This window comes from Pseudomonas sp. 21LCFQ010, assembly GCF_024129905.1.
In the GTDB taxonomy this organism is placed as follows: Bacteria; Pseudomonadota; Gammaproteobacteria; order Pseudomonadales; family Pseudomonadaceae; genus Aquipseudomonas.
In genome coordinates this window covers 71481-87373 of sequence record NZ_JAMYDZ010000027.1, presented here as the reverse complement: position 1 = coordinate 87373, position 15893 = coordinate 71481, and the positions used below count along the sequence as shown (strand labels likewise).

Genomic DNA, 15893 nt, shown 5'->3' with positions numbered 1-15893 from the left:
AACAACCGCACCCGACCCTCAAGACCCTGTTGATCGGCGGTGACCGGCTGCGCCAGTTCCAGCGTGATCCGGGCTTTGCGGTGGTCAATAACTACGGCCCGACCGAAGCCACGGTGGTGGCGACCTCCGGCGTCATGCAGGTGGGTGAGCTGCTGCATATCGGCAAGCCGATGGCCAATGCCAGGGCTTACGTGCTGGACGAGCAGCAACAGCCGGTGCCAATCGGTGTGGTCGGTGAGCTGTATGTCGGCGGTGCCGGTGTGGCACGCGGCTACCTGAACCGTGAAGACCTCACCGCCGAACGCTTTTTGACTGACCCGTTCAATGGCGGGCGGATGTACCGCACCGGCGACCTGGTGCGCTGGCTGGCCGATGGCAACCTGGAGTATCTGGGCCGTAATGACGACCAGGTGAAGATTCGCGGGGTGCGGGTCGAGCTGGGCGAGATTGAAGCGGCGCTGACCCTGCATACGGATATCAACGATGCGGTGGCGCTGGTACGCGGCGGGCAACTGGTGGTCTGGTTCAGTGCCACACAGCCTGTTGACCTGCAGGCGCTGCGCGATTACCTGCAAGGTCGGTTGGCCGATTACCTGATACCGGCAGCCTGGGTACAACTCGACAGCCTGCCGCTGACCGTCAACGGCAAGCTCGACCGCAAGGCACTGCCGGACCCGGATCAGGACGCGTTGCTCAGCCGTGAGTACCAGGCGCCGCAAGGCGAGACCGAAACAGCCCTGGCCGCGATCTGGGCCGAGGTGCTCAAGGTGCCGCGGGTCGGGCGTTTCGACCACTTCTTTGAGCTGGGCGGGCATTCGTTGCTGGCGGTCACGCTGGTCGAGCGCATGCGCCAGGCCGGGCTGGCCAGCGATGTGCGGGTGCTGTTCAACCAGCCGACCCTGGCCGCGCTGGCCGCCGCCGTGGGCAACAGCCGTGAAGTGGCGGTGCCGGCCAACCTGATCACGCTTGATACGCAACGCATCACCCCCGACCTGCTGCCGCTGGTGCAACTCGATCAGTCGGCCATCGACCATATTGTCGCCAGCGTGCCGGGCGGCGTGGCCAATGTGCAGGATATCTACCCGCTGGCGCCGTTGCAGGAAGGCATCCTCTATCACCACATCAGTGCCCGCCAGGGTGACCCGTACCTGCTGCAATCGTGCCTGGCCTTCGACAGCCATGAACGCCTGCTGGCCTTTGCTGACGCGCTGCGCGCGGTCATCGCCCGGCATGACATCCTGCGCACTGCGGTGCTCTGGCAGGGCCTGCCGACCCCGGTGCAGGTGGTCTGGCGCCAGGCGCCATTGCCGTTGCTGGAAGTTCAGATCGACCCGGCCGCCGGCGATGTGCTGACCCAGTTGCAAGCGCGCTTCGACGCCCGCGAGTACCGCCTGGACATCAGCCAGGCGCCGCTGGTCCAGCTGGTACTGGCCAATGATCCGGCCAATCAGCGGGTGGTCGCGATCCTGCTGTTCCATCACCTGGCGCTGGACCATACCGCGCTGGAGGTGGTGCGCCAGGAAATGCAGGTCAGCCTGCTGGGCCTGGACGCCTCGCTGGGCCAGGCAATCCCGTACCGTAACTATGTGGTGCAGGCCCGCCATGGGGTCAGTGAGCAGGAGCACGAAGGGTTTTTCCGCGACATGCTTGGCGACATCGACGAGCCGACCCTGCCGTTTGGCCTGCGCGACGTGCAGGGTGATGGCGCCGATATCGAACAACTCCAGCTGGAGCTGCCGGCCAGCCTGGCCAGCCGCCTGCGCAGCCAGGCGCAACAGGCCGGGGTCAGTGCCGCGAGCCTGTTCCACCTGGCCTGGGCACGGGTGCTGGGCGCCACCAGCGGCAAGGACAGTGTGGTGTTCGGCACCGTGTTGCTTGGCCGCCTGCAAGGCGGTGCCGGTGCTGATCGCGGCCTGGGGATGTTTATCAATACCTTGCCGCTGCGGGTCGACCTTGACGGCGCCGGTGTGCGTGACGCGCTGAAAAGCACCCACGCCCGGCTCAGTGCGCTGTTGGTGCATGAACACGCGCCATTGGCCCTGGCCCAGCGTTGCAGCGGGGTGGCCGCGCCGCTACCGCTGTTCAGCGCGATGCTCAACTTCCGTCACAGCGAGAACCATGCCAGCCAGCAACAAGCCTTGCAAGGCATCGTCACCCTCAAGCATGAAGGGCGCACCAACTACCCGCTGACCCTGAATGCCGACGACTTGGGCGATGGTTTTAGACTGACTGTCTTGACGCCGGCCAGCATCGGCGCCGGGCGCCTGTGCGGCTACATGCAGCAGGCCCTGAGCGAGTTGGTCGAGGCTCTGGAGCAGCAGCCGCGGCGGCCGGTCAATAGCCTGCCGGTGCTGGACAACGAAGAACGTCAGCAACTGCTGGAAGGCTTCAACGCCACCGTCGTGCCTTACGATCTTGAGCAGACCCTGCACGGGCTTTTCGCTGCCCAGGTGCAGCGCACCCCGAATGCCCCGGCATTGCAGGCCGGCGAGCAGGTGCTCAGCTATGCGCAACTGGAAGCACGGGCCGATGCCCTGGCTCAGGTGCTGATTGAGCAAGGCGTACAGCCCGATGCGCGGGTGGCGATCTGTGTCGAGCGCAGTGTCGAGATGGTGGTCGGCTTGCTGGGCATCCTCAAGGCTGGCGGTGCCTATGTGCCGCTGGACCCGGCGTATCCGCTGGAGCGCCTGCAGCACATGCTCGAAGACAGCGAACCGGTGGTGTTGCTGGTGCATCAAGCGACCCGCAACCTGTTGCCCGTCAGCGGCATCCCGGTCATCAATCTGGAGACAATTGTCGCTGGAGCACCTGTAGGCGCGAGCTTGCTCGCGAATGCATCCGCCTCAAATCTGGCCTATGTGATCTACACCTCCGGCTCCACCGGCAAGCCCAAAGGGGTGATGAACGAGCACGCTGCGGTGGTCAACCGCCTGCTGTGGATGCAGGACGCCTATGGCCTGACGGCTGGCGACCGTGTGCTGCAAAAGACCCCGTTCAGCTTCGATGTGTCGGTGTGGGAGTTCTTCTGGCCGTTGATCACCGGCGCGCAACTGGTCATGGCCAAGCCCGAAGGGCATAAAGACCCGGCTTATTTGAAGCGGGTCATCGATCAGCAGCAGATCACCACCCTGCATTTCGTGCCCTCGATGCTGGAGGTGTTCCTGGCCCATGGCGAGGCGGGCGACTGCACCTCGCTCAAGCGCGTGGTGTGCAGCGGTGAAGCCCTGCCGGGGCATCTGGTGCGGCGCTTCAAGGCGCAACTGCCGCACAGCGAACTGCACAACCTGTATGGCCCCACCGAGGCGGCCGTCGACGTTACCGCCTGGGACTGCGCCGGGCCGCTGGAGCAGACCCCGGACAACACGCCGATCGGCCAGCCGATTGCCAATACCCGCATGTACATCCTCGACAGCCAGCAACAACCGGTGCCGTTGGGCGTGGTGGGCGAGCTGTACATCGGTGGCGTGCAGGTGGCGCGCGGTTACCTGAACCGCCCGGAGCTGAATGCCGAACGTTTCCTCAATGACCCGTTTGCGGACGGCCGCATGTACCGTACCGGCGACGTCGCACGCTATCTGGCCGATGGCACCATTGAATACCTGGGGCGTAATGACGACCAAGTGAAGATCCGTGGCCTGCGGATCGAGCTGGGCGAGATTCAGTCACGTCTGACCGATCAGTCTGAAATTAATGAAGCAGTCGTGGTTGCCCGCGAAGACGTGCCGGGCGACAAGCGTCTGGTGGCGTACTACACCGCTGCCCATGCCCTGGAAATTGCCACCTTGAGGGCGCACCTGCTGGCAAGCCTGCCGGAGTTCATGGTTCCGGCGCAGTTCGTGCACTTGGCGGCCTTGCCGCTGAGCCCCAACGGCAAGCTGGACCGCAAGGCCCTGCCGGCGCCGGATGCGCAATCGCTGGTGGTGCGTGAATACCAGGCGCCACAGGGCGAGCTGGAAATCACCTTGGCCGGGCTGTGGGCCGAGTTGCTGGGGGTGGAGCGGGTCGGCCGCCAGGATCACTTCTTCGAGCTGGGCGGGCATTCGTTATTGGCCGTGACCCTGATCGGCCGTCTGCAGCAGCAAGGAATCGAGGCCGATGTCAGGGCGTTGTTCGAGCAACCGACCCTGGCCGGCTACGCGGCAATTACGGAAAGAATGGAGATCGTCCTGTGAGCCTGAATGACGTATTGGCGGCCCTGAAGGCCAAGGACATCCAGTTGGCGCTCAAGGATGACCAACTGGTGGTGCAAGGCAACCGGCAGGCGCTCAGCGAGCCGGGCATGCTGGCGATATTGCGCGCGCACAAGCCGGCGTTGCTGGAGCTGATTCGCGCAGGGCTATACGACCCCGGCAATGCCGGCCAGGTCACGATGCCGGCCAATGCCATTGCCGAAGGATGTACGCAGATCACCCCGGCGATGCTCAACCTGCTTAGCCTGGACCAGGCGCAGATCGACGCCATCGTCGCCACGGTGCCTGGCGGCGCGGCCAATGTGCAGGACATCTACCCGCTGGCTCCGCTGCAGGAGGGCATTCTTTATCACCATGTCAGCGCCAGTGGCGGTGACCCTTATGTGCTCCAGGCGCAGTTTGTGTTTGCCAGCGAACAACGCCTGGATGCCTTTGTGCTGGCCTTGCAGGCGGTGATCGACCGCCACGACATTCTGCGCAGCGCGGTGCTCTGGCAGGGCCTGCCAGCACCCGTGCAAGTGGTCTGGCGCCAGGCCTTTCTGATTCAGCAGCAAGTGCTCGCTGCGCCCGGCCAGACGCCCCAATCGGCGCTGCAACAACACTTTGACCCGGCCAGCCTGCGTCTGGACGTCAGCCGGGCGCCGTTGCTGCAACTGGGCTTCAGCCGTCATCCAGACAATGGCACGATCAGCGCGGTGCTGCTGTTTCACCATATGGCACTGGACCACAGTGCGCTGGATGTCGTGCGCCATGAAATGCAGGCGTTTCTCAGTGGTCAGGGCGGCAAACTGGGCAAGCCGGTGCCATTTCGCAATTACGTGGCCCAGGCCCGGCTGGGCACCAGCGAGGCCGATCACGAGGCGTTTTTCCGCGACATGCTCGGTGCGGTCCACGAGCCGACCCTGCCGTTTGGTTTACATGATGTGCAGGGCGACGGCAGCACGACCCGCGAGACCGGCCTGAACCTGCCGCCGCCACTGAGCCTGCGCTTGCGTGAACAGGCGCGCCAGCAGGGCATCAGCGCCGCCAGCCTGTTCCATCTGGCCTGGGCGCGGGTGTTGAGCGTGCTCAGCGGCCAGGCCCGGGTGGTGTTCGGCACGGTGTTGATGGGCCGCCTGCAAGGCGCCGAAGCCACTGACCGGGCGCTGGGCATTTTCATCAATACCTTGCCATTGCGGGTGGATATCGACGGCGCGGCCACCGACCAGGCATTGAAAACCACCCATGCCCGGCTGATCAGCCTGATGCGCCACGAGCACGCACCGCTGGCCCTGGCCCAACGCTGCAGCGGCGTGGCGGCACCGGCGCCGCTGTTCAGCGCGTTGCTCAACTACCGACACAGCGCCAGCGGCACCGTGGCCGGCGCCAATGCCGAGGCGCTGGCGGCCTGGGAGGGCATCGACACCCGTCATGGCCGCGAGCGCACCAACTTCCCGCTGACCCTGAGCGTCGATGACCTGGGTCGTGAGTTCAGTCTCAGCCTGCTGAGCACGGCGGGCATCGACGGCCCGCGAGTCTGCCAGTACATGCTCTGCGCCGTGGAGCAACTGGTCCAGGCGCTGGAGCTGACCCCGCAGATCGCCATTGATAGCTTGCCGATCCTGCCAGCGGCTGAGCGCCGCCAGCTATTGAACGGCTTCAACGCCACGGCCGCGGATTATCCGCAGCACCTGACCATTGATCAGCGCGTGGCCGCGCAGGCTGCCGAACGGCCCGACGCCGTAGCCGCCGTGTATCAGGGCCAGAGCCTGAGCTATGGGCAACTGGAGCAGCGCGCCAACGGCCTGGCGGCTCAACTGCTGGCGCAGGGCGTCCAGCCCGATGAGCGGGTGGCCGTGGTGGCCCGCCGTGGCCTCGACACCCTGGTGGGGTTGCTGGCGGTGCTCAAAGCCGGCGGCGCATACGTGCCGGTCGACCCGGCGCACCCGGCCGAGCGGCTGGCTTACCTGCTCAGTGACAGCCAGCCCAAGGTGGTGCTGACCTTGAGTGAGCTGGCTGGCCGGCTGCCGGTGTTGTCGGTGCCGGTGATCGAGCTGGACCGTCTGCCGGCAGCGCAGTTGAACGGCGAGCTGACTCAAAGGGCCACGGTCAATAACCTGGCCTACGTGATCTACACCTCCGGCTCCACCGGCCTGCCCAAAGGTGTAATGGTCGAGCACCAGACCCTCAACAATCTGGTGGACTGGCACTGCGAGGCTTTCGATCTGGGCGTGGGCAAGCACACCTCCAGCCTGGCCGGCTTCGGTTTCGATGCCATGGCCTGGGAAATCTGGCCGGCGCTGTGCAGCGGCGCGACCTTGCATCTGGCCCCGACCCAGGACGGCGAACAGGACATCGAAGCCTTGCTCGACTGGTGGCGTGCCCAGCCGCTGGACGTCAGCTTCCTGCCGACCCCGGTGGCCGAATACGCCTTCAGCCAGCAACAGCCGCATCCGGCCCTCAAGACCCTGTTGATCGGTGGCGACCGGCTGCGCCAGTTCCAGCGTGATCCGGGCTTCGCGGTGGTCAATAACTACGGCCCGACCGAAGCCACCGTGGTGGCGACCTCTGGGGTGATGCAGGTGGGTGAGCTGCTGCATATCGGCAAGCCGATGGCCAATGCCAAGGCTTACGTGCTGGACGAGCAACAGCAGCCGGTGCCAATCGGTGTGGTCGGTGAGTTGTATGTCGGCGGCGCCGGTGTGGCGCGGGGTTATCTGAACCGTGAAGACCTGACCGCCGAGCGCTTTTTGACTGACCCGTTCAATGGCGGGCGGATGTACCGCACCGGCGACCTGGTGCGCTGGCTGGCCGATGGCAACCTCGAATATCTGGGCCGTAATGACGATCAGGTGAAGGTTCGCGGGGTACGCATCGAGCTGGGCGAGATTGAAAGCGCACTGGCGCACGTACCGGGCATCAAAGAGGCGGTGGTGCTGGCGCTGGAAGACGAGCCCGGCCAGAGCCGGCTGGTGGCCTGGTTCACCGCTGCCCAGGTCATGGAGCCGCCTGTGTTGCGTGAGCAACTGCTCGGCGTATTGCCGGAGTACATGGTGCCGGTGGCGTTTGTCAGCCTTGACGCGCTGCCGCTGACCGCCAACGGCAAGGTCGATCGCCGCGCCTTGCCGCGTCCGCAGCGCAGTGCCTTGTTCAGCCACGGTTACCAGGCGCCGCAGGGCGAACTGGAAACCGCGCTGGCGCAGATCTGGGGCGAGTTGCTCGGCGTGGAGCGAGTGAGCCGCCATGATCGCTTCTTCGAACTGGGCGGGCATTCGCTGCTGGCCATGCGTCTGGCCGCCCAGGTGCGCCAGCGGCTGGGGGTGGAGCTGAGCCTGGGCGAGCTATTCGCCAATGGCGAGCTTGCTGCCGTGGCCCAATCGCTGAGCCGCGCCAGCCGCAGCAGCCAGCCAGAGATTATGCCGGTGGCGCGCAATGAGCCGCTGCCGTTGTCGTTTGCCCAGCAGCGGCTGTGGTTCCTCGCCCAGATGCAGGGCGCCAGTGCGGCCTACAACATTGCCGTACGGCTGCGCCTGAGTGGCCGGCTCGATGAGCATGCCCTGCAACGCGCGCTGAGCCGTATCGTGGCCCGCCATGAGACGTTGCGCAGCCGGTTTGTCGCCCATGACGATGAACCGCGGGTGCACATCAGCCCGGCCGAAGGCGGGGCGCTGCTGCGCGTCAGTGACGCGCAGGGGCTGGATATCGATGCGCTGATGCGTGAGGAGGCGGCGCGGCCTTTCGATTTGCAGCACGACGCACTGATTCGTGGTCAGCTGCTGCGCATTGCCGACGACCAGCATGTGCTGTTGTTGACCTTGCACCACATCATCGCTGACGGCTGGTCGATGGGCGTGCTGACCCGTGAACTGGCCGCCTTGTATCAAGCCTTCAGCCAGGGGGCGGCCGACCCGTTGCCGCCTCTGGCGCTGCAATATGGTGACTACGCCGTGTGGCAACGGCGCTGGCTCAGCGGTGAAGTGCTCAGCCAGCAGGCCGACTACTGGCGTCAGACCCTGGCCGGGGCTGCGGCGCAACTGCTGCTGCCCACCGACCGCCCACGCCCGGCGCAGCAGGACTACAGCGGCGCCAGTGTGCCGTTCGAACTCAATGCCCGGCTGAGCGCCGGGCTCAAGGCCCTGGCCCGGCGTCACGGGGTGACCCTGTATATGGTCATGCTCAGTGCCTGGGCACAGTTGCTTGGGCGCTTGTCTGGTCAGCAAGAGGTGGTGATCGGCTCGCCGGTGGCCAACCGTGATCCGGCACAAATCGATAACCTGATCGGGTTGTTCGTCAATACCGTGGCCCTGCGCATCGACATCAGCGACGCGCCTGACACCCGGACCCTGCTGGCACGGGTCAAGGACCGGGTATTGCAGGCCCAGGCGCATCAGGCATTGCCGTTCGAGCAGGTGGTCGAGGCTGTGCGCCCGGCCCGCAGCCTGGCTTACAGCCCGATCTTCCAGACCTTGCTGAGCTGGGACTCGGGGCTGGATGGCGGGCTGGACGGTAGCGCCGATGGCCAGCCGATGCTGGGCGAGTTGCATCTGCAAGGTATTGCCCAGCACAGCCAGGTGGCCAAGTTCGACCTGTCACTGAACCTGGGCGAAACCGCCAGCGGTATTGGCGGCAACCTGGAATACGCCAGCGCCTTGTTTGATGCCACGACCATCGAGCGTTATGCCGGCTACTTGCAGCGCACCCTGCAGGCCATGCTGGATGCCGAGCAGGCTGCGCTGGAATATGCCGACATTCTCACGGCCGAGGAACGCTGGAAGTTGCTGGAAGGCTTCAACGCCACCGCCGTACCTTACGATCTTGAGCAGACCCTGCACGGGCTTTTCTCTGCCCAGGTGCAGCGCACCCCGAATGCCCCGGCATTGCAGGCCGGTGAGCAGGTGCTCAGCTATGCGCAACTGGAGGCGCGGGCCGATGCCCTGGCTCAGGTGCTGATTGAGCAGGGCGTACAGCCCGATGCGCGGGTGGCGATCTGTGTCGAGCGCAGTGTCGAGATGGTGGTCGGCTTGCTGGGCATCCTCAAGGCTGGCGGTGCCTATGTGCCGCTGGACCCGGCGTATCCGCTGGAGCGCCTGCAGCACATGCTCGAAGACAGCGAGCCGGTGGTGTTGCTGGTGCATCAAGCGACCCGCAATCTGTTGCCCGTCAGCGGCATCCCGGTCATCAATCTGGAGACAATTGTCGCTGGAGCACCTGTAGGCGCGAGCTTGCTCGCGAATGCATCGGCCTCAAATCTGGCCTATGTGATCTACACCTCCGGTTCCACCGGCAAGCCCAAAGGGGTGATGAACGAGCACGCTGCGGTGGTCAACCGTCTGCTGTGGATGCAGGACGCCTATGGCCTGACGGCGCAAGACCGGATCTTGCAAAAGACCCCGTTCAGCTTCGACGTCTCGGTGTGGGAGTTCTTCTGGCCGTTGATCACTGGCGCGCAACTGGTCATGGCCAAGCCGGAGGGCCATAAAGACCCGGCCTATTTGAAACGGATCATCGATCAGCAGCAGATCACCACCCTGCATTTCGTGCCCTCGATGCTGGAGGTGTTCCTGGCCCATGGCGAGGCGGGCGATTGCACGTCGCTCAAGCGCGTGGTGTGCAGCGGTGAAGCCCTGCCGGGCCACCTGGTGCGGCGCTTCAAGACGCAGTTGCCGCACAGCGAACTGCACAACCTGTATGGCCCCACCGAAGCAGCAGTGGACGTCACCGCCTGGGATTGCGCCGGGCCGCTGGAGCAGACCCCGGACAACACGCCGATCGGCCAGCCGATTGCCAATACCCGCATGTACATCCTCGACAGCCAGCAACAACCGGTGCCACTGGGTGTGGTCGGTGAGCTGTACATCGGTGGCGTGCAGGTGGCGCGCGGTTACCTGAACCGCCCGGAGCTGAATGCCGAGCGTTTCCTCAATGACCCGTTTGCGGACGGCCGCATGTACCGTACCGGCGACGTCGCACGCTATCTGGCCGATGGCACCATCGAATATCTGGGGCGTAATGACGACCAGGTGAAGATCCGTGGTCTGCGGATTGAGCTGGGCGAGATTCAGTCACGCCTGACCGATCAGTCTGAAATTAATGAAGCAGTAGTGGTTGCCCGCGAAGACGTGCCGGGCGACAAGCGTTTGGTGGCGTACTACACCGCTGCCCGTGCCCTGGAAATCGCCACCTTGAGGGCGCACCTGCTGGCAAGCCTGCCGGAGTTCATGGTCCCGGCGCAGTTCGTCCATCTGCCGGCCTTGCCGCTGAGCCCCAACGGCAAGCTGGACCGCAAGGCCCTGCCGGCGCCGGATGCGCAATCGCTGGCGGTGCGTGAATACCAGGCGCCACAGGGCGAGCTGGAAATCACCCTGGCCGGGCTGTGGGCCGAGCTGCTGGGGGTGGAGCGGGTCGGCCGCCAGGATCACTTCTTTGAGCTGGGCGGGCATTCGCTGTTGGCCGTGACCCTGGTGGCGCGCCTGCGCCGATTGGGGCTGGCCACGGATGTGCAGGTGTTGTTTGGCCAGCCGACCCTGGCGGCGCTGGCGGCGACCCTGAGCCGTGGCCCGCAGGCTGATGTACCGGCCAATCGGATCCCGGCAGGTTGCACCCAGATCACCCCTGAGTTGTTACCACTGCTGGCGCTGCAACAGAGCGATATCAACCGCATCGTTGCCAGCGTCCCTGGCGGCGCTGGCAATGTGCAGGACATCTATCCGCTGGCGCCGTTGCAGGCCGGGATTCTCTACCACCACCTGGCCGCCGGTGAGGGCGACCCCTATGTGTTGCAGGCGCAGTTCGCATTTGCCGACCCGCAGCGTCTCGATGCGTTTGCCGAAGCCTTGCAGGCGGTGATTGACCGCCACGATATCCTGCGCAGTTCGATGTTCTGGGACGCTCTGGCGGAGCCGGTGCAGGTGGTCTGGCGCCAGGCCACGCTGATCCGCGAAACATTCCACGCCGCGCCGGGCGAGGCCGGGCTGTTGCAACAGTTGCAGGCCCGTTACGCCAGCCATAGCTACCGCATGCCGCTGGATCAGGCGCCGCTGCTGCGCCTGGTGCAGGCGCAAGAGCCGGGCAGCCAGCGAGTAGTGGCCTTGCTGCTATTCCATCATCTGGTCATGGACCACGTGGCGCTGGAGGTGTTGCGCCATGAAATGCAGGCGCTGTTGGTGCACGAGCAAGCGAGCCTGCCGGCCCCGGTGCCGTATCGCACTTACGTCGCGCTCAGCCGTCAGGGGCTGGGTGAGGAGCAACACCGTGCGCTGTTCAGCGAGATGCTCGCTGATGTCGATGAGCCGACCTTGCCGTTTGGTATCGCGCAGCTTGCCGCCGGGCCGACCGGCCGGGCACAGCAGCGGGTCGACGACGCCTTGAGTGTGCGCCTGCGCGAGCAGGCCCGGCGGCTGGGCGTCAGCACCGCCAGCCTGGTGCATCTGGCCTGGGCGCGGCTGCTGGGGCAGCTAGCGGGGCGTGATGATGTGCTGTTTGGCACCGTGTTGCTGGGGCGTCTGCAGGGCGGCGAGGGTGCCGAACGGGCGCTGGGGGTGTTCATCAATACCCTGCCGCTGCGCGTCAGGCTTGCCGAGGATAGCGTCGAGGCCGCCGCCCGCGCAGTACACGCCGGGCTGACCCGCTTGCTGCGCCACGAACACGCGCCGTTGGCGCTGGCCCAGCGCTGCAGCGGCCTGGCCGCCGGCACGCCGCTGTTCAGCGCCTTGCTCAACTACCGGCACAGCGCCGAGCCGGCCGATGCGGCCAGCCAGGGCCGGCAGGCCTGGCAAGGCATTGAAGTGCTGCACAGTGAAGAACGCACCAACTACCCGCTGACCTTGAGTGTCGATGATCTGGGCAGCGGCTTGAGCCTGACCGCCCTGACCACGTCGGGCATCAATGCCAGCCGGGTGTGCGGGGCAATGGCTGAGGTCTTGCAGCAACTGACACTGGCGCTGGAGCAGGCGCCGCAGTCTGCGCTGCTGGCGCTGGATCCGCTGCCAGCGGCTGAACGCCAACGCTTGCTGGTGGATTTCAATGCCAGCGCCCGTGACTACCCACGCGAACTGACGGCCCATGCGGCGTTTGAACGGCAGGTCGCGCAGCAACCGCAGGCCACGGCGGTGGTGGACGGGTCGCAGACCTTAAGCTACGAGCAACTCAACGCCCGTGCCAACCGCCTGGCGCATTACCTGATCGGTATCGGAGTCAAACCCGGCGATCATCTGGCAATCCTGTTGCCACGCAGCATCGACTTGCTGGTCAGCCAGTTGGCGATCAGCAAATGCGCGGCGGTGTATGTGCCGCTGGACATTCATGCGCCGGCCGAGCGCCAGGCGTTTATCGTCCAGGACAGCCAGGCCGTGGCGTTGCTGACCCGCAGCGACACCGCGCTGGAGTACCCGGCCCGGCGCCTGGATCTGGACCAGTTGCCACTTGCCGACCAATCGGTCCATAACCCGCAACTGGCGCAGGACGCCGCTGCGCCGGTGTACATCATGTACACCTCCGGCTCCACCGGCACGCCCAAGGGCGTGCTGATCGCCCATCGCGGCATCACCCGGCTGGTGCTCAACAGCAACTATGCCGACTTCAACGCCCAAGACCGGGTGGCCTTCGCCTCCAACCCGGCATTCGACGCCAGCACCATGGACGTATGGGGGGCGTTGCTCAACGGCGGCTGCGTGGTGGTGGTCGACCACGCCACCTTGCTCGACCCGCAACGCTTCGCCGATTGCCTGCGCGAGCAGCAAGTCAGCATCCTGTTCGTCACCACCGCGTTGTTCAATCAGTACGTGCAGTTGATGCCCGAGGTCCTGGCCGGGCTGCGGATTCTGCTGTGTGGCGGTGAACGGGCCGAGCCGGCGATGTTCAGGCGGCTGCTGGCCGTGGCGCCGCAGCTGCGACTGGTGCATTGCTATGGGCCGACCGAGACCACCACCTACGCCACCACCTACGAGGTGCAGGCGGTGGATGAGCACGCCCAGGGCGTACCGATCGGCGGGCCGATTGCCAACAGCACGGTCTATGTTCTGGATGCGCGGCAGCAGCCGGTGCCGTTGGGGGTGCCCGGTGAGTTGTATATCGGCGGCGACGGGGTGGCGCGCGGTTACCTGAACCGCCCTGAGCTGACCGCCGAGAAATTCCTCCGTGACCCATTCAGCCCACAGGCCGACGCGCTGATGTACCGCACGGGCGACCAGGTCCGCTGGCTGGAGAGCGGCCAGCTGGAATACATCGGTCGGCATGACGATCAGGTCAAGATTCGTGGTTTCCGTGTCGAGCTGGGCGAAATCGAAGCACGCCTGGCCGCCTGTCCGGGCGTCAAGGACGTGGTGGTGCTGGCCCGCCAGATCGAACCTGGCACCCTGCGGCTGGTTGCCTGGTACACCGTCGCCGAGCAGCCCGGCGCATGCCCTGATAACGCTGCGCTGCGGGCCTGGCTGCAGGCGCGTCTGCCGGAGTACATGGTGCCGGCCGCCTGGGTGCGGATGAGCCAGTTGCCGCTGACCAACAACGGCAAGGTCGACCGCAAGGCATTGCCGATGCCGTCCCCGGAAGCCTTTGTCAGCCGCGTTTTCGAGGCCCCGCAAGGCGAGCTGGAGCAGCAACTGGCGGCCTGTTGGCGCGAAGTGTTGCAGGTGCCGCAAGTGGGCCGCCATGACAGTTTCTTCGAGCTGGGCGGTCATTCATTGCTGGCCGTGCGGCTGGTCAACCAATTGCAGCAGGCCGGGCTGAGTATCACCCTGGCCGAGCTGTTCCAGCACGTCAGTGTCGAGTCTGTGGCCGCCTTGCTGGCGCAACGCAGCGGCTTGCCGGAGCAGAATCAGGCGCTGATTACCGTGCGCGGCGGGGCCAGCGGCACGCCGTTATTTCTGGTTCATGAGTTCAGCGGCCTGGATGTTTACTTCCCGGCGCTGGGCCGGCACATCGACGGCGACTTCCCGATCTACGGCCTGCCGGGTATCGCGTTGGGCCAGCCGCAACTGCAGACCATGGAATGCCTGGCCGCACGGCTGGTGACGGTGATCCGCAGCGCCCAGCCTGAAGGGCCGTATCGTCTGGCCGGCTGGTCATTCGGTGGGGTGCTGGCCTTTGAGGTCGCCCTGCAACTGCTGGGCATGGACCAGCAGGTCGAGTTCCTCGGCCTGCTCGACACCTATGTGCCGCGCTGGACCGACCAGGGCAAGGCACGCTGGTCCGGCGTCGATGTGCTGCAACAACAACTGCTGCTGCACTGCCGCATGCATTGGCTGAGCCAGGGCGAGGCCGGCCGGCAGCCGTTGCAGGACCTTGATCGGTTACCGGCGGGGCTTGAGTTCAGCGAACTGCTGCAACGCTGCCGCGACCAGCAGTTGCTGTATCCGGACCTGGCCGCTGCCAGCGCAGCGGACCTGCAACAGTTCATGGCCCGCGAAGTGGCCCACGGGCATGCGCTGGCGCATTACCGGATCAACCCGATCAACCTGCCGGTCCACCTGTTCTGCGCCGCCGAGCGGCCGACCCCGCTGTCGCAGCGCAGCCCGAGCCTGGGCTGGGAAACCCAACTGGCGGCCGGGCAATTGTGCTGCATCGAGGTGCCGGGCGATCACCAGAGCATGATGCAGGCACCCCATGTGCAGGTGCTGGGCCAGGCGCTGAGCGCTGCCATGAGCCGGGCGCAACAGGCGCGGGCCGGGCAGCCACAGGCTGCGGCGTACCAGCCGTTGGTCACCATCCAGAGCGGCCAGCCAAGCCATGCACCGGTGTTCTGCGTGCCGGGCGCCGGCGACAGCATCACCAGCTTTATTGGCCTGAGCGAAGCGCTGGGTCCGGAATGGCCGATCCACGGTCTGCAACCGCGTGGCCTGGACGGTACCTCGGTGCCCCACAGCCGGGTCGAAGCGGCCGCGCGCTTCTACGTGCAAGCCATCGAACAGGTCTACCCGCACGGGCCGCTGAACCTGGTCGGGCATTCATTCGGCGGCTGGGTGGCTTACGCAATGGCGGCCGAACTGCAACGCCGTGGCCGGGAAATCACCTCGCTGACCCTGATCGACAGCGAAGCGCCCGGCAGCAGCGGTGTGGCGGGGCGGTCCTACACCACCACCGCCGCCTTGCAGCGGTTGATCGAAGCCTTGCAACTGGCCTCGGGCAAGTCGCTGGGCATTGACCCGCAGGTGTTTGCCGACGCCGACGACGCCAGCCAGTTGCAGCTCTTGCACCAGGGCCTGGTCAGCGCTGGCGTGCTGTCGCGCCACTCGGCTCCCGACGCCATGCATGGACCTGCGCGCACCTACGCCACCGCTTTGCGAACCCGCTACCGCCCGACCCAACGCTACGACGGCCCGCTGCGCTTGGTGCTGGTCGACGACCCGGTGCTGGACAGCGCCGGCAACCAGCGCGAACAAACCAACATGCTCAACGGCTGGGAAAAACTCACCCCGGAACTGGCCGTCTGGTACGGCCCCGGCAACCACTTCACCATCCTCAAAACCCCCAACGTCTACAGCCTCGCCGCCTGGTGGCACGACGGACAGACCGTCACCGAAGGTGAGGTGTTGTCATGAAACCTGGAGTGCGAATCCATTCTTGCTCCAGCATTGTTCTGGTAGCCCGATGGGAGTTGGCTTGCCGGGATGCCGGACCACGACCGATACAGGGTGACATCCACAGCAGATGTGCCGCTTTTGCTGGCCCCTTCGCGAGCAGAGCTCGCTCCCACCGGGTTCGCGGTGTTTATTCGGACAGTGTTGACGC

2 protein-coding genes are annotated in these 15893 nt (G+C 65.6%); both read left to right on the top strand.

Annotated elements, in window-relative coordinates; all coding sequences use genetic code 11:
* Positions 1-4172, top strand: a 4172-nt coding sequence (locus NJC38_RS24070; protein ID WP_253117375.1) for an amino acid adenylation domain-containing protein, incomplete at its 5' end; no start/stop codon positions are given.
* On the top strand, positions 4169-15703 hold the full coding sequence (locus NJC38_RS24065) for a non-ribosomal peptide synthetase (protein ID WP_253117374.1): 11535 nt from the start codon (positions 4169-4171) through the stop codon (positions 15701-15703). The genes NJC38_RS24070 and NJC38_RS24065, both read left to right, overlap by 4 nt.
* Positions 15704-15893 lie beyond the last annotated feature (190 nt).